This is a genomic window from Kitasatospora sp. NPDC127067 (assembly GCF_042724755.1).
In the GTDB taxonomy this organism is placed as follows: domain Bacteria; phylum Actinomycetota; class Actinomycetes; order Streptomycetales; family Streptomycetaceae; genus Kitasatospora; species Kitasatospora lactacystinica.
Map to the genome: position 1 here is coordinate 1 of NZ_JBHXEM010000010.1, position 20,675 is coordinate 20,675.

A 20,675-nucleotide genomic window follows, 5' to 3' on the forward strand; every position below is an offset into this window, starting at 1 on the left:
CGAGACCGCCCCGGTGCACGAGCTGTACGCCCGGCCCGCGCACCCGTACACCCGGGGACTGCTGGACTCCATCCCCCGGCTGGACCAGAAGGGCCGGAACCTGCACGCCATCAAGGGCCTGCCGCCCAACCTCCTGCGCATCCCCGAGGGCTGCGCCTTCAACCCCCGCTGCCCGCGCGCCCAGGACCGCTGCCGGACCGAGCTCCCCGCGCTGACACCGGTGACCGGCGAGCACGGGACGGAGCTGGCGGGCCGCCGCAGCGCCTGCCACTACTGGCGCGAGACGCTGCACGGCTGAGGCCGCGCCCGGCCCGGCCGGCGGCTACTTCGCGAAGCCGACGTTCTCCCAGACGATGTCGGACAGGCCCTGCGCGCCGATGTTGGCGAGGTCGGCGCGGGCCCCGTACAGCTGCGGGCGCTGGTAGAGCGGCAGGACGCCGGCCACCTTCCAGAGCTCCCCGTCGGCCTGGTTGATCGCCTCGGTGGCGGTGGCGGCGTCGCCCGCGGCCGCCGCCCGGTCGAGCGCGGCGTCCACCGCCGGGCTGCCCGCCCCGACGTGGTTGGTGCCGCCGCTCTGGACGAAGTTGGCACGGTTGCCGCTGGCCGGGAAGGGGGTGCCGATCAGCGAGTAGGCGGCGATGTCGAAGTCGTTGCGGTTGACGTACTTGTCGAAGAACTCGTTGGCGGGGGCGGTCACGGTGGTGACCTTGATGCCGACGTCCTTGAGCATTCTGGTGGCGTTGGCGGCCTCGGCCTGGGCCGGGTTGACGCCGGCCGGGACGACCATCCGCAGGTTCAGCTCGCGGCCGTCCTTCCGCCGCACGTCGCCGTCCAGCTTCCAGCCGGCCGCGTCCAGCTTGCGGGCCGCCTCGGCGGGGTCGTAGCGGGCCAGGCCCAGGGAGTTGTCGCGGTAGCCGTTCTGGTTGGTGACCAGCAGGTGGTTGTTGAGCGGGACGGCGGGCCAGTCCAGGCCGCTGAGGTCCGAGCGGATCACCACGTCCCGGTTGATCGCCTGGAAGACGGCCTGGCGCACGGTCGCGTCGCCGAGCGCGGGGGTGCGGGCGTTCAGGGTGAGCTGGCGGAAGTCCGGTCCGCCGGCCCGGCGCACCGCGGCGCCCCTGGTGTTCCTGACCACCTGGTAGCCGGCCACGTCCGGGCCGATGTTGACGAGGTCGAGCTGTCCCTTGGCGAAGGCGGCGGGCATCGCGTCGGGCAGCATCGCGTGGAAGACGATCCGGTCCAGCACCGGCTTGTCGCCCCACCAGGAGGGGTCGGCGACCAGGGTGACGGTCTGGGCGGCGCGGTCCAGCTGCTCGACCTTGAACGGGCCGGCGGTGACCGGGAACGCGTCCAGGTAGGAGGAGTTGAACAGCTCCGGCGTGGAGATCCGGCCGGCGGGCAGCAGCGGGGCGTTGCCGGCGCTGTTGAACATCGACTGCCACTCGGAGAACGGGTGGTCGAAGGTCATCACCGCCTGGAAGTCGTCCTTGCCGCGCTCCACCGCGGAGACCAGCTCGAAGCCGGTGCTGCTGGAGGACTTGTAGGCCGGGTCCTTCCCGTTCAGGGCACGCCAGTTGGCCTCGATGTCGCGCCAGGTGATCGGGGTGCCGTCGGACCAGTGGGCCTTCGGGTTGAGCGTCCAGGTGACCACCTGCCGGCCGTCCCTGAGCTCGGCGTGCGCCTCCTGCAGGTAGGCAGGGTTGGGGGTCTGGGTGCCGGCCGCGTCCGAGCGGAAGAAGGTCGGCAGCAGCGGCTTGCTGACCATGACGGTCGAGGACTCGCTGCCGTCGGTGTGGATCGGCGACCACTGGCGGGAGAACTGGGCGATCGCCAGGTTCAGGGTGCCGCCCTGGCGCAGCTGGGCCCGGTCGTGCGGGTTGATGTCGACCGAGGTGAGCTTGGGCGACGCGAGGGCGGCCACCGGGGCCTCGGCGGCGTCCTGACCGGAGGTGCAGGAGCAGAGGGCCAGCGAGAGGGTGAGGGCGGTGAGACCGGCGAGCAGGGCCGTCCCGTGGTGCTGGAGGCGGCGGCGCATCGGCGTGCTCCCCGGGGTGGATGTGGCGGATGGTGTGGCGTCACATCTTGCTGACCGGGACGGGTGTTGTCGAGGGGCGGGCCCGGATGCGGGCCCGCCCCTCGTGCGGTGCGGGTACGGCGGACGCGGACGCGCCGGCCCCCGACCGCGTCAGACCACGAACTTGAAGGTGCGGTCCTTGTCGCCGGTCTTGTCGAGCACCGAGGTGATGCCGTCCGCGACGTCCTGCGGGGTGATCGCGGCGACCTGGCCGTTCTTCTTGACCTTCACCTTGTCGAACGCGGTGCCCAGCTGGGCGGCGAGCGCGTCGAGGTCCCACTTGGGCACGATCTTGCCGGAGGCGTCCGGAACGAGGGTGAGCGCCTTGGCGGCGGTCTTCGGGCCGAAGTCCCAGGACTTGGCGCCGGCCACGACGTGCACCTTGCCCGCGGCGATCTGCTTGCCGAGGGTGTCGGCGGCGCCCTGGAGGGCCTGGGTGGAGATCTTCGGCTGGGCGGCCGTGACGGCCAGGGCGATCGGCTGCTCGGGCTTGCCGTCGGCGCGGTCGCGGTAGGCCTGCGCGATCACGTCCAGGGCGCTCGCCGAGTCCACCGCCTGGCCGGCCCGGCCGGGGACGACGATCGGCTCGCCGTTGACGTCGCCGAACTTGACGTAGCCCTCCTGGAGGCCCTGGCCGGAGCCGGCCGCGAGGGTGTCGAGAGCGGCCTTGAGCTTGGCCTTGTCGACCTTGACCTCGGGGGCGACGGTCTTGGTGCCGCCCTTGAGCGACTTGAAGACGTCCAGCGGGTTGTAGCTGTGCTGGGCCAGGCCGTCCACGGTGGCGGTGGTGTCGAAGCTCAGGCCGGCGACCGCCGGGTCGAGGTCCACGGCCTGGTCGCCGATCTTCAGCTTGAGCGGCTGCTGGCCGGCCTTGCCGACCGACTCGTCCAGCTGGTGGATCGCCTGGTCGCGGCTGCTGCCGCCGATCTCGGCGCCGAGCACCACGGTGCCCTTGGGGACGTCGGACTGGTTGAGCATCAGGCCGGTGCCGTAGGCGGCGGCGCCGAGGAACAGCACCGCGACGATGCCGTAGACGCCCAGCTTGACCAGCTTCTTGCCGGCCCCGCCGCGCTTGGCCTTGGCCGGGGCGGCGGGCTCGGCCTTCGCCTTGGCGGGGGCCGGAGCGGGGGCCGGAGCGGGGGCCGGAGCGGGGGCCGGGGTGGCCTTGGAGCCCTTGCCGCCCTTGCCACCCTTGGCGTTCCTGGTCTCCTCGGAGCCCTCGGGCCGGGGGCCGGGGGCCGGGGCCGGCAGCGGGGTGACCGCGGTGGCCTCCGGGTCGCCGGGCTGCGCGGCGGTGCCGGGCGCGCCCGCGAAGAGGGCGCCGGGGCCCGCCGGAGCGGCGGGGGCCTCCTGGCCGTGGCCGGGGGCGGCCGGGCGCTGGGCGGCGAACGGGTCGGTGCCGGTCGGGGCCGAGGCGAACAGGCCCGGCTGCGGACGGCCGTCGGCGCCGTGCGGGGCGCCGTTCCGGGGCAGGCCGGGTATCGCGGCGGGCGGCGGGGTGTTGTCGCGGATCGGCGCGAAGCCGTCGACGGAGGTGTCCTCCGGGTTCGGCTCGGTGACCGGCCCGGACTGCGGGTGCGGCGCGGGCGCCTGGTGGCCGTTCGGCTGGAAGCCGTTCTGCGGGCCGGGCTGCGGCTGCCCGCCCGGCCGGTTCTTGCGCTGCTGACGGTTCTGCGGCTGGCCGTTCTGCTGGCCGGTCTGCTGCCCGCTCTGCTGTCCGCGGTTCCGCTGCCCGCCGTCGCGTCGGGGCAGGCCCTGCGCGCCGGCGTCGGGAACGGAGGTGCCGAACGGGTCGGTGACCGGCGCGAACGGGTCGGCGGCCTCGTACACGCCGGGCTCCTCCACCGGGGCCTCGGCGTGGAACGGCGCGACGGGCGCGGCTGCCGGGTTCGGCTGCTTGCCCTGGGCGGGCACCGGTCGGCCGTTCGGGGCGCCGTTGCGCGCGCCGTCGGCACGGGCGGGCCGGCCCGCGGCCGGACGGGCACCCTGCGGGCGCGGCTCGGCGCCGCCGGGGGCGACCGGGGCCTCCGTCGTGCCCACGGCACCGGCCGGAACGGTCGCCGGAGCCGTGGCCGGCGCGGACTCGGCGGTCGCGGCCTTCTTCTGGCGCGGGCGGAACCAGGCGCCGGTGGACTCCGACTCCGAGGTCGCCGGCGGGATCGGCGGGATCTGCCACTCCGGCGGCAGGTTCGGCGGGGCGGCCTGGCGGCCGCCGTCGTCCATCACACCGAGGACGGGCGAGGTCGGCGCGGAGCGGTGCCGCGGGCCGCCCGGTTCGGCGGCGGCGGCCGGGGCGTCATCGCCCGGGCCGTCCTCGTTCTTGACGGTGCTGCGGACGACGACCGGCGGGATCGGACGCGAGCCGGGGATGTTGATCCGGACCCGGGTGGTCAGGGTGGTCTCGGTCTTCGGACCGTCGTCCTCGCCGCCCGACGCGGCGCCCGGTCCGGCGTCGGCCCGGTCGCCGCCGGGGAGCCCCGGCGTGCCGTAGGGCGGTGTGCCCGACGGGTAGGCGTCCGGGCCCGTGCGCCGGGGCGTCGGGTGGGCGTTGTCAGATTCGCGGCTGCTCAATGCTGCTCTGCTCCGGGTTCGCGGGCGGGCCGTGCGGCGCGACCGCGGTTCGTGGTCGCCGGGCCTTGGCTGGGGCGGGCGGCGGTCGGGTACGGCGTTCTGCGGGACCACCATACTGGGAAGAACTGAGCGGCGAACGGCTTCGGACAGATCCTGATACGTCCGGTTCCTCCGGTATGAGAGTAAGGCCGTACGCTCCTGACTGCTCGTCGTACGCGGTACGGTACGCCGTGCACGACCCGGGTCAGCGCGGGGGGCCGGGCACCCCGGGGAACCAGCTGGTGCGGGTGGGCAGGGTGGCGCAGATCACGCCCAGCACCGACCCGGCGAACAGCCAGGCCAGCGAGGTGGCGTTGGACCACAGCACGTTGTCGCCCTCGGGCCGGGGCACGATCAGCAGCAGCATCGCCAGGAACCAGCCGGCCGCGGGCGCGCCCGCGCCGAGCCGGGTGCCGGTGACCCGCAGGCCGCCGTAGAAGGTGGCGCCGGTCGCGGCGAGCGCCAGCAGGACTCCCACCGGCGGCCACAGGGCCTGCACAAAGGATCCGCAGACCGACACCGCGGCACCCAGCAGGAAGAACAGGACGTAGGCCCCGATCCGGGCGGCGCGCGGGGGCTGGGGCTCCGCCAGCCGCTCCTCGCGGGTGCCGAGGACGGCGGCGGCGAGCGTGCGGCGCGGTCGCGTGGCGTCGGACTTGCTCATCGGGTGCCCTCCTCGGCGTGGGCGGCGTCGAGCGGAAGGCCGGCGAACAGGTCGTCCTCCGGCCCGCCCGGCCCGGCCTGGCCGTGCACCAACTGGTAGTACTCGGTGGTGAACAGCGGCTGGGCCAGGTCGTTGGAGAGCGCGAAGAAGGCGCCGTCCACGGTGATCTGGGTGGCGTGGGCGGTCAGCGCGGCGGCCTTGCGCCCCGCGTACGCCGCGCCGTCCAGGACGGTGGTGACCACCTCGTCGTCGACCACGCCGGGGACGTCGGAGGGCCGCGCCACGCCCGGGAAGGACGCCTTGGCGGCGGCCTCGGCGAGCCCGGCCTCGATCACCGAGCGGGGCATCCGGTTCCAGTACACCTTGGCGATCCGCCAGGCCGGGCCCAGCTCCGGCCGGTGCGCCGGGTCGGCGGCCAGCTCGTGGGCGCGCATCGCGACCCGGTGCGCCTGGATGTGGTCCGGGTGCCCGTAGCCGCCGTCCGGGTCGTACGTGACCAGCACCTGCGGGCGCGCCTCGCGGATCACCGCGACCAGGTGGCCGGCCGCCTCCTCGACGTCCGCCCGCCAGAAGCAGCCGGGCACGTCGTTCTCGGGAACGCCCATCATCCCGGAGTCGCGGTAGCGCCCAGGGCCGCCGAGGAAGCGGAAGTCGGTCACGCCGAGGGCGCGCATCGCCTCGGTGAGCTCGCCGATCCGGTGCGCGCCGAGGGTGTCGTCCCGATCGGCCGTCAGGTGGGCCAACCGCGCGGGGATCACCTCGCCGCCCTCGCCGAGGGTGCAGGTCACCAGCGTGACCCGGGCGCCCTCGGCGGCGTACCGGGCCATGGTGGCGCCGTTGCCGATCGACTCGTCGTCGGGGTGCGCGTGCACCAGGAGGAGGCGGCGGCCGGTAGTCGCGGTCATGGGAGGAAGCCTAGGGCCTGTCGTCACGCTCCCGTCGTCCGCCCGGAGGGCGGGCGGGGCAGGCGCGCGTGCGACGACAGGCCCTCGCGGCCCGCGGCGGCGGGGTCAGAGCCTCAGGCCGTTGATCATTCCGGCGAGGTTGCTGGTGACCTGGCTGATCGACGGGGCGATCGAGCTGGAGGCCAGGTAGAAGCCCAGCAGCGCGCAGACGATCGCGTGCGCCAGCTTCAGGCCGGACCGGCGGATCAGGATCACCACGATGACCAGCATCAGCACAGCGGCGGAGATGTTCATGGCCATGTCGGCTCACACCCCTTCTCGGGCACGCCGCCCGGGGGAGAGCGACGAGGGACGGTGCGGGACTGGGGGCTGCGGGTGACCGCGGTCCGGGACGGGGCCGGGCGTTCACTCGCGCGACAAGTCATACCCGATGGGTGAGGGTGTCATTACCCTCGGTGAGTCCGCGCGCGCCGGGGCATCGTGGCATCCGAGGGGCGCGTGGGCCGGTCGGAGGCGGTTTGGACCTCTTTGGGGCGTACTTGTCGACGATGCTCCGAACGAGTGATCAACGCACGCCCGGGGGTGGTGGTCCGTCGTCATAAGGTCTGGTGCCATGACCTCCCACACCTCTGCCGACACCTTCCCGAGGCAGTACGCGCGGACCCTGCGCTACACCGTCGGCGCGCCCCGCTCCTTCTCCGTCGCGCCGGACGGCTCGCGGGTCGTCTTCCTCCGCTCGCGATCCGGCCGCGACCGGGCCAACCTGCTCTGGACCCTCGACACCGCCACCGGCGAGGAGCGGGTCGCCGCCGACCCGGCCGCGCTGCTCGGCGGCGGCGAGGAGGACCTCTCGCCGGCCGAGAGGGCCCGCCGCGAGCGCAGCCGCGAGGGCTCGGCCGGCATCGTCGGCTACGCCCTGGACGCGGCCGGGCAGCTGGCCGCCTTCGCCCTCTCCGGCCGCCTGTTCACCGCCGACCTGGCCACCGGCGCCACCGCCGAACTGCCCGCCGAGGGGCCGCTGCTGGACCCGCGCCTCTCCCCGGACGGCGCCTACGTCGCGTACGCCAACACCGCCGGCGAGCTGCGGCTGACCCGCACCGACGGCGGCGGCGACCGGGTGCTCGCCGAGCCGGACGGCCCGAACGTCACCTGGGGCCAGGCCGAGTTCATCGCGCAGGAGGAGATGGACCGCGACCGCGGCTTCTGGTGGTCCCCGGCGGGCGACCGGCTGCTGGTCGAGCGCGCCGACGACAGCCCGGTGCGCCGCTGGTGGATCGCCGACCCGGCGAACCCGGACCGTGAACCCGCCGAGGTCGCCTACCCGGCGGCCGGCGGCGCCAACGCCGAGGTCGGGCTCTGGCTGCTCGACCTGCACGGCGGGCGCACCGAGGTGGTCTGGGACCGCGAGGCCTACCCGTACCTGGGCCGGGTGCACTGGTCGAAGGGCGGCGTTCCGCTGCTCCTGGTCCAGACCCGCGACCAGCGCGGCCAGCGGATCCTCGGCCTGGACGCCGCCACCGGCGCCACCGAGGTGCTGCACGAGGAGAAGGACGGCGCCTGGCTGGAGCTGTTCCCGGGCGCGCCGGCCTGGACCCCGGACGGCAAGCTGGTCCGGATCTCCGACGAGGGAGGCGTGCGGGCGCTGGTGATCGGCGACCGCACCGTGACCGGGGCCGACCTGCACGTCCGCTCGGTCGTCGCGGTCACCGAGCGGGAGGTGTTCTTCGGCGCCGCCGGCGGCGCCGAGGAGACCGACCCCGAGCCGGGCTGGATCGGCGTCGGCCGGATCAGCCACGACGGCACGCGACTGGGCTGGGAGTCCGCCAACGGGCGGCCGTTCACCTCCGTCACCAGCGCGGTGCACGGCGGCGGGATCACCGTCCGGGCCACCGCCGAGCCGGACCTGCCCGGCACCCTGGTCCAGGTCGCCCGGGACCTGCCCGAGGGCCTGGCGGTCGACGACGTCGCCACCATCGCCTCGTACGCCGAGGCCCCGGTCATCACCGCCCGCCCGGTCTTCCGCTTCGCCGGCGAGCGCCGCATCCCGGCCGCCGTCTTCCTGCCCACCGGCTACGACCGGGAGCGGGACGGCCTGCTGCCCGTCCTGATGGACCCGTACGGCGGCCCGCACGGCCAGCGCGTCGTCCAGGCGCACAACCCGCACCTCAACTCGCAGTGGTTCGCCGACCAGGGCTTCGCGGTGGTCGTCGCCGACGGGCGCGGCACGCCCGGGCGCGGGCCGGCCTGGGAGAAGTCGATCGCCTTCGACTTCGCCGGGGCCACCCTGGACGACCAGGTGGAGGCGCTGCGGGCGCTCGCCGGGGAGTTCCCGCTGGACCTCGACCGGGTCGCCGTCCGCGGCTGGTCGTACGGCGGCTACCTCTCCGCGCTCGCCGTGCTGCGCCGCCCGGACGTCTTCCACGCGGCGGTGGCCGGGGCGCCGGTGACCGACTGGGAGCTGTACGACACCCACTACACCGAGCGCTACCTGGGCGACCCGGCCGAGCGGCCCGAGGTGTACGCCGCCAACTCGCTGAGCGGGTACGCGGCCGGCCTGGAGCGCCCGCTGATGATCATCCACGGGCTGGCGGACGACAACGTGGTGGCCGCGCACACCCTGCGGCTGTCCTCGGCGCTGCTCGCCGCCGGGCGCCCGCACACCGTGCTGCCGCTGTCCGGAGTCACCCACATGACCCCGCAGGAGGAGGTCGCGGAGAACCTGCTGCTGCTCCAGGTCGACTTCGTGAAGCGCTCGCTGGGGGTGTGACACCCGTCCGACCAGCGCTTTCGGCGGCCGGTGCCCCTGGCGGGGGTACCGGCCGCCGGCATGACATCCGTCATGCCGAAGGCACGACGGCGGACACTGCCGCCGCCACCCGCCCGCGCGGGACTCTGAGGTGGTGCGAACAGCACCGACCGTGACGCCACGAGCGTGACACCATCAGGGAAGAGGAGCCGGGCGATGGGTACCGAGGTGGCCGCCGTCCGCGGCGTGGGCAAGAGCTACGGGCGGGTGCGCGCCGTGGACGGACTGGACCTCGTGCTGAGGCCGGGAGAGACCGTCGCCCTGCTCGGGCCGAACGGCGCCGGGAAGTCCACCAGCCTGGACCTGCTGCTCGGCCTGCGCGAGCCCGACCGGGGCAGCGTGACCCTGTTCGGCGGCACCCCGCGGGCGGCGATCGAGGCCGGCCGGGTCGGCGCGATGCTGCAGAGCGGCGGGCTGATGACCGACGTCAAGGTGCGCGAGCTGGTGCGGCTCGCCTGCGACGTGCACCCGCGCGGTCGGTCGGTCGCGGAGGTGCTGACCGACGCCGGGATCACCGAGCTGGCGGAGCGGCGGGTCGACAAGCTGTCCGGCGGCCAGGAGCAGCGGGTCCGCTTCGCCCTGGCCATCGCCGGCGACAACGACCTGATCGTGCTGGACGAGCCGACCACCGGCATGGACGTCAGCGTGCGGCAGTCGTTCTGGGCGAGCATGCGCGCGCAGGCCGACGCCGGGCGCACGGTGCTGTTCGCCACCCACTACCTGGAGGAGGCCGACTCGATCGCCGACCGCGTCCTGGTGCTGCACCGGGGCCGGCTGATCGCCGACGGCAGCTCGGCGGAGATCAAGGCGCGGGCCGGCGCCCGCCGGGTCGCCTTCGAACTCCACGACGCGGACGGCGGGTTCGAGGAGTCCGTGCTGCGCACCCTGTCGGGCGTGCGGTCGCTGGACGTCACCGCGAGGGTCCCGGGGGTGCGGACGGTACGGATCCGGACCGCGGACGCCGACGCCACCGTGGCCGGGATCTACCGGGCGGGGCTGTACCCGCGCGGGCTGGAGGTCGCCGGCGTGGGCCTGGAGCAGGCCTTCCTGACCATCACCGGCGAGCTGGACCGCGAGGACGGCGCCGGGGGCGCCGGCCGGGAGAGCACCGAGAAGGAGACCGTGCGATGACCACCCTGATCCGGCTGGAGATCCTGCGGACCCTCCGCAACCGGCGCTACCTGCTCTTCACCGTCGCCTACCCGGCGCTGATGTACTTCTTCTTCATCAACGCCTACGGCTCCACCCAGCTCGCCGGGGGCCTGTCGGTGAAGACCTACTTCATGGTCTCGATGGCCACCTTCGGCGCGGTCGGCGCGGTGCTGACCGGCAGCGCACAGCGGATCTCGCTGGAGCGCAAGAGCGGCTGGGTGCGCCAGCTGAGGCTGACCGCGCTGCCCGGCCGGGCGTACACCGTCGGCAAGATCGCGGCGACCGCCGTCACCACGCTGCCGGCGATCCTGGTGGTCTTCGCGGTCGGCGCGAGCCAGGGCGTCTCGCTGAGCGTGCCGCAGTGGCTCGGGCTGGCGGCCGCGCTCTGGCTGGGCAGCTTCGTCTTCGCCGCGCTCGGGGTGGCGCTCGGGTACGCGGCGGCGCCGGACGCGGTGCAGCCGATCGTGATGATCACCTACATGGCGATGGCCCTGCTCGGCGGCACCTGGTTCCCGGTGAGCGGCTCGCTGGAGAGGTTCGCCCGCTTCAACCCGGTGTACCTGTACAACCGGCTGGCCGACTTCACCCGGCCCGGGCACTCCCTGGACACCGGCGCGGTCGCCGGGCTGGCCGCCTTCCTCGTGGTGTTCGGCGCCGCCGCGGCGGCCCTGTACCGCCGCGACAGCCGCCAGGCATGATGATCGACATGAGTGACGCGCGCCAGGCCCACCGCCCCGACGAACCGCCGGAGGTGGGCGTGGCGCGCGCGTCCTTCATGAACGTGCCCGGTTCCCCGGTGGAGAGCAGGCGCCAGCTGCTGGTCAAGGTCGCCTGGATGATGCTGTGGATGCTCTACCTGGCCTACCCGGCGGGCGACCTGCTGAACGGCGGCCACACCACGGCCGGGACGGTGCTCGGGTGGTGCTGCCTGGCCGGGTTCGTGGTCGCCTACGTGCTGCTGGTGGTCTTCCGCTCGCAGGCCGGGATGCGGCCGCGGGCCTGCCTGGTGATCGTCACGACGATGGTCGGGCTCGCCGTCGCCGCCCCGGTCGGCCTCGGAGCCGCGTTCCTGACGCTGTTCATCTACGCCTCGGTGTGCGTCGCGATCATCGTGCCGACCCACTACGCGTTGCGCGCCCTGGTCGCCATGGCCGTGCTCACCGCCGCCGTCGGGACGGGCATCGGGGCCGGCGTCGACAACGTCTCCACCTTCGCGCTCAGCGCCTTCCTCTCCGGCATCGCGATGACCGGTCTGCAGCGGCTGGTCGCCACCATGAAGGAGCTGCGCGAGGCCCGGGCCGCGGTCGCCCACCTGGCGGCCTCCGAGGAGCGGCTGCGGCTGGCCCGCGACCTGCACGACCTGCTCGGGCACTCGCTGTCGCTGATCACCCTGAAGAGCGAGCTGGCCGGGCGGTTCATGGACGCCGGCAAGGACGAGGCGGCGCGGGCGCAGGTCGCCGACATCGAGCAGGTCGCCCGGCAGTCGCTGATCGACGTCCGGGAGGCGGTGACCGGCTTCCGGCGCCCGACCCTGCCGGTCGAACTGGCCGCCGCCCGTACCGCGCTGGCCGCCGCGCAGGTCCGGCTGGAGGCCGCGCCGGAGCTGGTGGACGCCTGGCCGGCGCTGGCCGACGAGGAGACCGGGGCGCTGGCCTGGGCGCTGCGCGAGGCCGTCACCAACGTGGTCCGGCACGGCGAGGGCGCCACCGTCTGCACGGTGACGGCGGACGAGAGCTGGGAGGCGAGCGGCGAGCGCTACGCCGTCCTGGAGATCACCGACAACGGGCGCGGGCCGGGCAAGTCCCAGCCGGGCAACGGCCTGTCCGGGCTGGAGGAGCGGCTGGCCCTGGTCGGCGGGCGGCTGGAGACCGGGCCGGGGGAGCGGGGGAGGGGCTTTCGGCTGAGGGCCTCGGTGCCGCTGCGGACGGTGTCCGCGGCCACGCCCTAGACGCGTCCCGACCGCGCCCCGGACCAGGAGTCCCGTCCGGCCGACGGCAGTTCCAGCACGAAGCGGGCGCCGTGCGGGGCGTGGGCGACCCGCAGGGTGCCGCCGTGCCGGGTCGCGATGTCCGCCGAGATGGCCAGGCCCAGACCGCTGCCGCCGGCGTCCCGGCTGCGGGCCTCGTCGAGCCGGGTGAACGGCTCGAAGATCCGCTCGCGGTCCTCCGGCGGCACGCCCGGGCCGTCGTCCCGGACCTCCAGGACACAGCCGTGCACGGTGTGCCGCACGGACAGCACCACCTCGGCGGCCGCGTGCCGCTGGGCGTTGTCCAGCAGGTTGCGCACCAGCCGGTGCAGCCGGATGCGGCTGCCGCGCACCAGCACCGCTTCGGGCGCGTCCACCAGCAGGGCGAGCCGGGCGCCGACGACCGGGCGGTACTGGTCGGCGAGTTCGCGCAGCACGGCGGACAGGTCGACGTCGGTGAGCCGGCCGGCCGACGCCGGGTGCGAGTCCCGGGCCAGGAACAGCAGGTCCTCGGTGAGCTGCTGGAGCCGCTCGACCGAGGTGAGCGCCTCCCGGGTGGTGGCCGGCCAGTCGGTGCGCTCGGGGTGCGCCAGCGACACCTCCAGATTGGTGCGCAGCGCGGCGATCGGGCTGCGCAGCTCGTGCGAGGCGTCCGCGACGAAGCGCTGCTGCTGCACGGCGGAGCGCTCCAGCCGGTCCAGGGTGGCGTTGGTGGTCCGGGCCATCCGGGTGAGCTCGTCGCCGGCGCGCGGCACCGGGACGCGGCGGTCCAGCCGGTGCTCGCCGATCTCGGCCAGCCCGGCGCGGATCGCCTCCACCGGGCGCAGCGCCCGGCTGGTCGCCGCCCAGGCCACCAGCGCGACCAGCAGCGCGGCGGCCGGCACGCCCAGCTGCAGCACCGGGTCGATGGTGTGCAGCGAGGCCTCGGCGGCGAACGGGGTGACCAGCACGTACACCGTGAACGGGCCGGCCATCGGCTTCGTCTGGTCGCCGTCCTTGCGCAGCAGGGGGCTCCAGCTGCCCATCGCGGTGAAGGTGCGTCCCGAGTAGCGGTTGGCCGCGGCCGTGCCCGCGGGGCCGATGGTGACCCGCTGGACGGACTGCCAGTCGTCCCGGGCCAGGTGCGGCACTGAGGCGGGCGGGGGCCCGGCCAGGTGCTGGGTGGTCAGCGTGCCGCCCATGAACAGCACCTGGCCGTCGCCGCCCAGCACCACGTACGGCAGCCTCCAGTTGTCCACCAGCTGCTGGCCGAGCTTGTAGCCGTTGCTGAGATCGTGGGACTGCGACTTGGCCTCCGCCTGGGCGGCCTCCAACTGGGCGTCGTACAGGTGGCCGCGCAGCCACCAGGCGCCGCCGCCGAGCAGCAGCAGCGCGGTCAGTCCGGCCGCCAGCGAGGTGCGCAGACGGGTGGAGAGACGGCTCAGCACGGTGCGGTCTCCAGCCGGTAGCCGGCGCCGCGCACCGTGGTGATCGAGCGGACGCCGAACGGGGTGTCCACCTTGCGGCGCAGCATGCTGACGTACACCTCGACGATGGACTCCTCGCCGTCGAAGGCGATGTCCCACACCTCGTCGACGATCCGGCGCTTGGAGAGCACCTCGCCGGGGTGCTCGGCCAGGCAGCGCAGGACGGCGAACTCCCGCTCGGTGAGGGTGATCTCGGCGCCGCCCCGGCCGCAGCGGCGGCCCGCAGGGTCCAGCCAGAGGTCGCCGACCCGCAGCAGCGGGCCCGGGGTCTGGCTGCGGCGGAGCAGGGCGCGCAGCCGGGCCAGGAAGACCAGGTAGGAGAACGGCTTGGTGAGGTAGTCGTCGGCGCCGGTGTCCAGGCCCTCGGCCTCGTCGTACTCGCCGTCCTTCGCGGTCAGCATCAGGATCGGGGTGGTGACGCCGTCGACGCGCAGCGCCTCGCACACCTTGTAGCCGTTCAGGCCGGGCAGCATGATGTCGAGCACGATCGCCCGGTAGGCGTGCCGCTGGGCCAGCCGCAGGCCGGTGAGACCGTCCGGGGCGAGGTCGACGGTGTAGCCCTCCGCCTCCAGACCGCGCCGTACGGCTGCCGCGACCTGGGCGTCGTCCTCCACCACCAGAATCTCCATGCGGATCAGGATGCCATCGGCGCCGGATCCGTTCCTTAAGCCGCCTTCAGCTTTCTCAGCCTCGCTTCAGGGGGACCGGAGCATGCTCTCGCCGTTTTCGCCGATCCGTCCGGGTCGGCGCTGCTCGGAGCGGGAGGGACCGGCGGATGAGTGTTCCGGAAGGCCCCGCGGTGCCCGTCCGGCACCGCAGGCCGCGCCGTGCGCTCCCGCCCGGCCTGGTGATGGCGGCCGGGACGGTGGTCTCCCGGGCCACCGGCTTCGTCCGCTCGGCGCTGCTGGTGGCGGTCCTCGGCTCGGGGCTGCTCGCGGACGGGTACAACGTGGCCAACACGGTGCCCAACATCCTGTTCGTGCTGCTGATCGGCGGTGCGCTGAACACCGCGCTGGTGCCCCATCTGGTGCGCGCCGCCAAGGAGTCGGCGGACGGCGGGGCGGCGCACGTCGACCGGCTGGTGACGGTGCTGGTGGTCGCCCTGCTGGTGCTGACGGCGGTCGTGGTGCCCGGCGCGCCGTACGTGGTGCGGGCCTACACCTCGTACGACGGTGCCCAGTTGGACCGGACGGTGCTGCTGGCGTACCTGTGCCTGCCGCAGGTGTTCTTCTACGGGCTGTTCACGGTGCTCGGCCAACTCCTCAACGCCCGGCAGCGGTTCGCGCCGATGGCGTGGGCGCCGGTGCTCAACAACCTGGTGGTGATCGGGGTGTTCGGCGCCTTCGTCGGCCACCGCTCCTTCGACGAGCGGGACCTGACCGTGCTCGGGGCCGGGACGACGGCCGGCGTGGTGGCCCAGGGCCTGGTGCTGCTGCCCTGCCTGCGGGCGGCCGGGGTACGGCTGCGGCCGCGCTGGGACTGGCGGCGGGCGGGGCTCGGCGAGCCGCTGCGCGCCGCCGGGTGGACGCTGCTGCTGGTGCTCGCCGACCAGGCGGGCTACTGGGTGGTCACCAGGCTGTCGACCTCGGTCGGCGCGCAGGCCGCCGCGGCCGGGCTGCCGGGCGTCGGGTACACCGCCTACAGCAGCGCGTACCTGCTGTGGATCGTGCCGCACGGGGTCGTCACGGTGTCGTTGGTGACGGCGGCGGTGCCCGCGCTCAGCGCGTCCGCAGACTCCCCGCGGGCCGTGCGGGCGCTGCTCGCCCGGACCGTGCGCACCATCGCGGTGGTCACCGTCCCCGCGGCCTGCGGGTTCGCGGTCCTCGCGCCGCAGCTGTGCGCGCTCGCCTTCGGGCACGGGAGCACCGACCCCGCCGACGTCCGGGCCATCGCCGGGATGCTGACCGCCTTCGCGCCCGGCCTGGTCCTCTACTCGGCCTCGTACGCGCTGACCCGCGCCTTCTACGCGCTGGGCGACAGCCGCACGCCCTTCCTGCTCAACCTGCTGCCGGTCGCCGCCACGGCCCTGGGGGCGGTGCTCTGCCACCGGCTGCTGCCGCTGCGCTGGGCCGTCACCGGGATGGCCGGCTGCTACGGGGGCTCGTTCCTGCTGACCGTCCTGGGCGCCTCCCTGCTGCTGCGACGACGCCTCGGCCCGGTGCGGGTCCTGGGCGACCACGCCAGGCTGCTGCTCGCCGCCCTCCCGGCCGCCACCGCGGCCTGGTGGACCGCGCGGTACGGCCTGGCGCCGGCCGCCGCCACCCTCGCCGTCGGCTACCTCCTGCTCGCCCACCTCCTGCGGGTCGACGAACTGTCGGCCCTCACCACACGATTGCGCAGACGCCCATGACTCTCCTGCCCACCGATGTCGCCCGCGTCCTCGACGTCCTCCTCCCGGAGGGCCACCCCCTGCGCGCCCAGGTCCCGCACCTGCGCGTGGAGTCCCGCTGCCGGTGCGGCTGCAGCACGGCCCTCTTCGCCGGCGTCGCGGACGGCGCCCGCTCCGACGTGGTGGCCGAGGCGGCGATCGGCTCCGACGGCGAGATCCTGCTCTTCGCCGAGGACGGCCGGCTCTCCTGGCTGGAGGTCTGCTCCTGGAGCGATCCCAAGCTCACCCTCGCCGACGCGGCCCGCTTCCTGCGCGGGGAACCCGGGCAGCCGGGGTGAGCGTCCTTCCGGACATGCCCACCGTTCTCGTGCTCGGCTTCGACCCGCACACCGTCCCCGGCGCGGGCCGGGCCCTTCGGCCGGTCGCCCTGCCCGCCGGACTGCCGGGTCCGCCCGTCGGCGTGCCTCAGCCGAGGTCGGCCAGGTCGCGACGGTAGGCGAGGGCGGGGCGGTCGCCGAGGAGGAACTCGTGCCGGAACGCGAAGCCGTTCCGGGCGAGGACGGCCTGCGAGGCGGGGTTGTCGCGGGTGGTGACGGCGGTGAGGAAGCGCAGTCCGTACCCGGTGGCGGCGAGCCGGCACGCCTCGGCGACGGCGGCGGTGGCGACGCCGCGGCCGGCGGCGGACTCGGCCACCCGGTAGCCGATCTCGGCGCCGCCGTCGGCGAGGTCGACGAGGTTGACGCGGCCGACCAGCTCGCCGGCCGCGTCGCGGACGACGTGGAACCGGCAGGTGCCCGCGGCCTGTTCGGCGAGGAGGGCGGCGTGGCGGTCCGCGAACCCGGTGAAGTAGTCGTCACCGCGGTCCGGGACGCTGCGGGCGAAGTGGGCGCGGTTGGCGCGTTCGAAGTCGAGCAGGTCCTCGGCGTGGTCGGGGCGCAGCGGTTCCAGAGTGATCATTCCGACAGTCTGGCCCGGAGGGCCCCGGTGAACCACTCGAATACGTCCCGCAGGTTCTCCGGCACCGGCCAGCCGTTGACGGTCGCCATCAGCTGCCAGTAGCGCTCGGCCCTGGGGTCGTCGGCCGTGGCGAGGCGGTCGAGCAGCCACCGCCGCAGCGCGGCGTCGTCCGGGCGGTCGAAGGCCTCGGCGTAGGCGGCGGCGAGGGCGGCGACGACGGGGTCGGCTTCGGGGGAGGCTGGGGCGACGCCGGCCGCCAGTGCGGTCCGGACCAGGGAGGTCACCGTCCCGGTGAGCTCGGCGTGCAGGCCGGTGCGGTCCCCGTCGGCGCGCTCGGCGGCCTGGTGCTCGGCCATCCGGCGCACCGCCGCGCGGAAGTCCGGGTCCTGGACGAGTTCGCCCAGTTCCACCCAGGCCTCGACCTGCTCCGCCCTTGGCTCGTCGGGCAGTTCGGGCATGGCCGAGCGCATCATGGCGACGAACTCCGGGTTGGCGTCCAGACCGCCGAAGACCTCGTCGACGAAGTCGTGGATCAGGCGCCGGCGTTCGGCGTCGGAGAGTGCGGCGAGCTTGTGCATGAGTCTCATCTCCTCGGGTGTGGAACCGCGTTGGGCGACGGCGAGCAGCACCGCCCGGCGCAGCCGGAGGGTGCGGATCTGCACCTCCAGCGCCTCGGCGTGCGCGGCGGCGACCTCCCGCAGCGGGGCCTGCCGCTCCAGCACCCGGCGGATCGCGGGCAGGTCGAGCCCGAGTTCGCGCAGGGTGCGGACGAGGTCCAGCCGGGCGAGCGCGTGGACGTCGTACCGCCGGTAGCCGGCCGCGGTGCGGTCGGTGGGCGGCACCAGACCGGTGTCGGCGTAGAACCGGATGGCCTTGACGGTGAGTCCGGTGCGCCGGGCGAGCTCGCCGATCGAGTAGAGCGTGTCGCTGCCGTCCATGGACCCCACTCTGGACCCTCCCCTTACCGGAGACACAAGCCCGTCGCCGTCGCCGGGCACGCCCTAAGGTCGTGGCCATGAACGACACTGACAACGGGGCCTCGATCCGCGTGCTGCTCGCCGAGGACCAGGGGATGGTCCGGGAGGCGCTGGCCGCGCTGCTCGGGCTGGAGGGGGACATCGACGTCGTCGCGCAGGTCGGTCGCGGGGACGAGGTGGTGGCGGCGGTGCTCGCGAACGACGTGCAGGTCGCCGTGCTGGACATCGAGATGCCGGGGATGACGGGCATCGAGGCGGCCGCCGAGCTGCGCGGCCGGGCGCCCGGGACGAAGGTGGTCATCGCGACGACCTTCGGCCGGCCCGGCTACCTGCGCCGGGCGATGGAGTCGGGCGCGGACGCCTTCCTGGTGAAGGACGCGCCGGCCGCCGAGCTGGCGGAGGCGATCCGCCGGGTGCTGCGCGGCGAGCGGGTGATCGACCCGGTGCTGGCCGCCGCCGCGCTGGCGGAGGGCGCCGACCCGCTGACCCCGCGCGAGCGGGACGTGCTGGGCGCGGCCGCCGACGGCGCGGTGAACGCGGACATCGCCCGGCGGCTGCACCTGTCCGAGGGGACGGTGCGCAACTACCTGTCGATGGCGATCCAGAAGACCGGGGCCCGCAACCGTACCGAGGCGGTGCGGATCGCCCGCGAGAAGGGCTGGCTGTAGGCGGGCGGGTCAGTTGAGCCGGTGCCGGGCCGCCCGGGCCTCCTGGCGGACCTTGGCGGCGGTGTCCGGGTCGAAGGTGTCCAGGATCTGCGCGTAGGCGTCCATCTCCGCCGATCCGCCGAGGAAGTCCCCGGTGCGGACGAGGAGTTCGGCCCGTTCCAGGCGCAGCTGGGCCGGGTGCCGGGGCAGCAGCAGGGAGAGTTCGGTGGCCCACAGCTGGGTGCGGGCGTGCTCGGGGCGGTCGGCGGCCCAGACCCGGATGTTGCCGAGCACCCGCAGCACGATCTCCAGCGGCTGGGCCGGGGTGAGCAGGGCGGGGGTGAACTCCTGCCCGGCGGCGGCGACCAGCCGTTCGACGTCCTCCGGGTCGAGCAGCCGCCCGCCGTGGAACGGGTCGGCCAGGACGTAGTCCTCGCCGCCCGCCGGGCCGCCCACCGCGACGATGAAGTGGCCGGGCAGGGCGATGCCGTGGACGGTCAGCCCGGCGCGCCGCCCGACCGCCGTCCACACCAGGGAGAGAGTGATCGGCAGTCCGCGCCGCCGCCGCAGCACCTCGGGCAGCAGCGAGGACTCCAGGCGCCGGTAGTCCGACTGCCGTCCGTGGAAGCGCTCCCGTCCGCCGAGCACCGCGGCGAGCAGGGCGGCCGTCTCCTCCGGCCCGGTGGGCGCCCGCTCGGCGACGGCCTGCCGGACGGCTGCCGCGTGCCGCTCCAGCGCGGCCTCGCAGGCGGCGAGCAGTGCGTCCACGCCGGGCGGCTCGCCGGGGTCGCCGGGGTCGGGCACCATGCCGTGCTCGGCGGCGGCGAGCAGGCACAGCAGCACCGGGTCGGGCTGCTCGGCGCGGGCGGCGGTCCGGAAGCGGTCTCTGCTCTGCTCGGTCACGGTGACGGCGACGGCTTTCGTACGGCGGACGGACAAGGCGGCGGACGGACGGTCGGGTGATCGGTCGGACGGAACGGCCTGGCGGCTACCCCTGGGGAAGAAGGGCGTAGTGGTAAGTGTGACTGGTCGTGAAGCCGAGTCCGTCATAGAGCGCGATCGCCCCCGCGTTCTCCGCCTCGACCTGGAGGTACCCGCCGCTCGCCCCCTCCTCGGCCGCGCGCGAGGCGAGCACCGCCATGACCGCCGTCGCCAGCCCGGCCCGCCGGGCGTACGGCTGGACCTCGATCGCGCCGAAGCAGGCCCAGTCCCCTTCGACGACGCAGCGTCCGATCGCCAGTGGGGGTTGCCCGGGGGCGCCCGGCACGGTGGCGAACCAGACGGAGGGCCCGCCGTGCAGCACCTGCCGGGCGGCCTCCTCGACGGCCGGGTCGCCGCTCACCCGCCGGTACACCGACAGCCACCGGTCGTCCGCGGTCCGCGCCAGCCGGACCCGCTCGTGCCCGGTGCCGACCCGGGCGAGCACGGCCAGCGGGGCGGTGCGGACCAGGGTGGGCGCGTAGCCGGCGCCGAGCCGGTCGAGTTCGGCGACCAGCGCGGGCGGCGAGCCGGGGGAGATCACCTCGACGTACGCGGGCAGCCCGCGCGCCGCGTACCAGGCGCGGACGGCCGCCAGCGCCTGAGGCAGCGGCAGCCCTGGGTCCCCGAGCGCCTGGACGGAGTTGGCCCGCCGGGTGAACCCGGCGGCGGCGCGCAGCGTCCACTCGCCGAGCGGCTCCTGCTCGACGGCCGGCCAGCCGCGGCCCGCGATCCGCTGCAGTTCGACCGGTGCGGTGACCGGCAACGGGGCCCGCCGAACCGGAAACGGCGGCACGACCTTGCCTGCGACCAGCAGCTTCTCCGGCAAGTGCACCGGATCGCCGGAACGCGGGGCGATCGTCAGCCCATGATCGTCCCACGATGTGAGCACGCCGATCGAATCCCGGAACACCGGCCGGTCGTCCACGAACTCCGCGAGGCGTCGGACCGACACGCGTCGTCCCACGTCAGAGCGATCTATCCGGACCTCCGGACGGTCGCCGACCGGGTTGACCGTCGCCATCTGGCCACCTCCTGTGCATTTGCGGTCTCCGACCCGCGATACTAGGGGCGGGCATCGACGACGCCGCGCTCACCGCGCACGGCAGCAGAACAGAACGGGCCACCAGGCCCTTCCGAGGAG

The 20,675-nt window shown here is 74.7% G+C and carries 19 protein-coding genes; 8 read left to right on the forward strand and 11 right to left on the reverse strand.

The genetic code is table 11. The annotated features are described in order from the left end of the window. Window positions 1-298: oligopeptide/dipeptide ABC transporter ATP-binding protein (locus tag ACFWJ4_RS06305; RefSeq protein ID WP_380539856.1), on the forward strand; the 298-nt coding region annotated here is incomplete at its 5' end. Window positions 299-322: 24 nt separating this feature from the next. Here ACFWJ4_RS06305 and ACFWJ4_RS06310 read toward each other — a convergent pair. The 5 genes from ACFWJ4_RS06310 to ACFWJ4_RS06330 form a co-directional block, all read right to left on the reverse strand. Next, window positions 323-2,035, reverse strand: a complete 1,713-nt coding sequence (locus tag ACFWJ4_RS06310; RefSeq protein WP_380539859.1) for an ABC transporter family substrate-binding protein — start codon at window positions 2,033-2,035, stop codon at window positions 323-325. Between the two features lie 150 nt (window positions 2,036-2,185). Next, on the reverse strand, window positions 2,186-4,645 hold the full coding sequence (locus tag ACFWJ4_RS06315) for a hypothetical protein (RefSeq protein WP_380539862.1): 2,460 nt from the start codon (window positions 4,643-4,645) through the stop codon (window positions 2,186-2,188). 244 nt (window positions 4,646-4,889) lie between these two features. After that, window positions 4,890-5,348 carry a DUF6113 family protein gene (locus tag ACFWJ4_RS06320; protein ID WP_380539865.1) on the reverse strand — a complete coding sequence of 153 codons (459 nt, stop codon included), beginning with the start codon at window positions 5,346-5,348 and terminating at the stop codon, window positions 4,890-4,892. After that, complete coding sequence (mshB, locus tag ACFWJ4_RS06325) at window positions 5,345-6,253, reverse strand: N-acetyl-1-D-myo-inositol-2-amino-2-deoxy-alpha-D-glucopyranoside deacetylase (RefSeq protein WP_380539868.1); 909 nt, start codon at window positions 6,251-6,253, stop codon at window positions 5,345-5,347. The genes ACFWJ4_RS06320 and mshB overlap by 4 nt, the downstream gene beginning before the upstream one ends. Window positions 6,254-6,358: 105 nt before the next feature. Further along, window positions 6,359-6,553 (reverse strand): DUF2304 family protein, encoded by a 195-nt coding sequence (locus tag ACFWJ4_RS06330; RefSeq protein ID WP_049658010.1) that lies wholly within the window; start codon window positions 6,551-6,553, stop codon window positions 6,359-6,361. 313 nt (window positions 6,554-6,866) lie between these two features. Between ACFWJ4_RS06330 and ACFWJ4_RS06335 the strand changes: the two genes are divergently transcribed. The 4 genes from ACFWJ4_RS06335 to ACFWJ4_RS06350 all read left to right on the forward strand — a co-directional run bounded on the left by ACFWJ4_RS06335 (window position 6,867) and on the right by ACFWJ4_RS06350 (window position 12,159). After that, the gene (locus ACFWJ4_RS06335) at window positions 6,867-9,020 is read left to right on the forward strand and encodes a prolyl oligopeptidase family serine peptidase (protein ID WP_380539871.1); all 2,154 of its coding nucleotides are present in this window, start codon (window positions 6,867-6,869) and stop codon (window positions 9,018-9,020) included. Window positions 9,021-9,215: 195 nt separating this feature from the next. Continuing rightward, complete coding sequence (locus ACFWJ4_RS06340) at window positions 9,216-10,190, forward strand: ABC transporter ATP-binding protein (RefSeq protein ID WP_380539874.1); 975 nt, start codon at window positions 9,216-9,218, stop codon at window positions 10,188-10,190. Continuing rightward, window positions 10,187-10,909 (forward strand): ABC transporter permease, encoded by a 723-nt coding sequence (locus ACFWJ4_RS06345; protein WP_380539877.1) that lies wholly within the window; start codon window positions 10,187-10,189, stop codon window positions 10,907-10,909. The genes ACFWJ4_RS06340 and ACFWJ4_RS06345 overlap by 4 nt, the downstream gene beginning before the upstream one ends. 8 nt (window positions 10,910-10,917) lie before the next feature. Then, window positions 10,918-12,159: a sensor histidine kinase gene (locus ACFWJ4_RS06350; protein ID WP_380539880.1), complete on the forward strand. Its 1,242-nt coding sequence runs from the start codon at window positions 10,918-10,920 to the stop codon at window positions 12,157-12,159. On the opposite strand, the gene ACFWJ4_RS06355 is transcribed toward ACFWJ4_RS06350, so the two are convergent. Together ACFWJ4_RS06355 and ACFWJ4_RS06360 are read right to left on the reverse strand one after the other, a co-directional pair. Continuing rightward, window positions 12,156-13,604: a sensor histidine kinase gene (locus tag ACFWJ4_RS06355; protein ID WP_380539883.1), complete on the reverse strand. Its 1,449-nt coding sequence runs from the start codon at window positions 13,602-13,604 to the stop codon at window positions 12,156-12,158. The genes ACFWJ4_RS06350 and ACFWJ4_RS06355 overlap by 4 nt on opposite strands. Further along, the gene (locus ACFWJ4_RS06360) at window positions 13,598-14,272 is read right to left on the reverse strand and encodes a response regulator transcription factor (protein ID WP_380539886.1); all 675 of its coding nucleotides are present in this window, start codon (window positions 14,270-14,272) and stop codon (window positions 13,598-13,600) included. The genes ACFWJ4_RS06355 and ACFWJ4_RS06360 overlap by 7 nt, the downstream gene beginning before the upstream one ends. A gap of 146 nt (window positions 14,273-14,418) precedes the next feature. On the opposite strand from ACFWJ4_RS06360, the gene murJ reads away from it, so the two are divergent. Both murJ and ACFWJ4_RS06370 read left to right on the forward strand, forming a co-directional pair. After that, window positions 14,419-15,993, forward strand: coding sequence for a murein biosynthesis integral membrane protein MurJ (gene murJ, locus ACFWJ4_RS06365; protein ID WP_380539889.1), 1,575 nt, complete (start codon window positions 14,419-14,421; stop codon window positions 15,991-15,993). Then, window positions 15,990-16,310, forward strand: a complete 321-nt coding sequence (locus ACFWJ4_RS06370; RefSeq protein ID WP_359903620.1) for a hypothetical protein — start codon at window positions 15,990-15,992, stop codon at window positions 16,308-16,310. The genes murJ and ACFWJ4_RS06370 overlap by 4 nt, the downstream gene beginning before the upstream one ends. Window positions 16,311-16,437: 127 nt before the next feature. On the opposite strand, the gene ACFWJ4_RS06375 is transcribed toward ACFWJ4_RS06370, so the two are convergent. Together ACFWJ4_RS06375 and ACFWJ4_RS06380 are read right to left on the reverse strand one after the other, a co-directional pair. Beyond that, window positions 16,438-16,929 carry a GNAT family N-acetyltransferase gene (locus tag ACFWJ4_RS06375; RefSeq protein WP_380539892.1) on the reverse strand — a complete coding sequence of 164 codons (492 nt, stop codon included), beginning with the start codon at window positions 16,927-16,929 and terminating at the stop codon, window positions 16,438-16,440. Beyond that, window positions 16,926-17,867: a MerR family transcriptional regulator gene (locus ACFWJ4_RS06380; protein ID WP_380539895.1), complete on the reverse strand. Its 942-nt coding sequence runs from the start codon at window positions 17,865-17,867 to the stop codon at window positions 16,926-16,928. The genes ACFWJ4_RS06375 and ACFWJ4_RS06380 overlap by 4 nt, the downstream gene beginning before the upstream one ends. Before the next feature lie 77 nt (window positions 17,868-17,944). On the opposite strand from ACFWJ4_RS06380, the gene ACFWJ4_RS06385 reads away from it, so the two are divergent. After that, on the forward strand, window positions 17,945-18,574 hold the full coding sequence (locus ACFWJ4_RS06385; RefSeq protein ID WP_380350122.1) for a response regulator: 630 nt from the start codon (window positions 17,945-17,947) through the stop codon (window positions 18,572-18,574). A gap of 9 nt (window positions 18,575-18,583) precedes the next feature. Here ACFWJ4_RS06385 and ACFWJ4_RS06390 read toward each other — a convergent pair whose 3' ends face one another. Together ACFWJ4_RS06390 and ACFWJ4_RS06395 are read right to left on the reverse strand one after the other, a co-directional pair. Beyond that, a complete protein-coding gene (locus ACFWJ4_RS06390) occupies window positions 18,584-19,492 on the reverse strand; it encodes a transglutaminase family protein (protein ID WP_380539898.1) in 909 nt (302 codons plus the stop codon). Window positions 19,493-19,541: 49 nt separating this feature from the next. Continuing rightward, window positions 19,542-20,486 carry a GNAT family N-acetyltransferase gene (locus ACFWJ4_RS06395; protein ID WP_380539901.1) on the reverse strand — a complete coding sequence of 315 codons (945 nt, stop codon included), beginning with the start codon at window positions 20,484-20,486 and terminating at the stop codon, window positions 19,542-19,544. Between the last annotated feature and the right edge of the window lie 189 nt (window positions 20,487-20,675).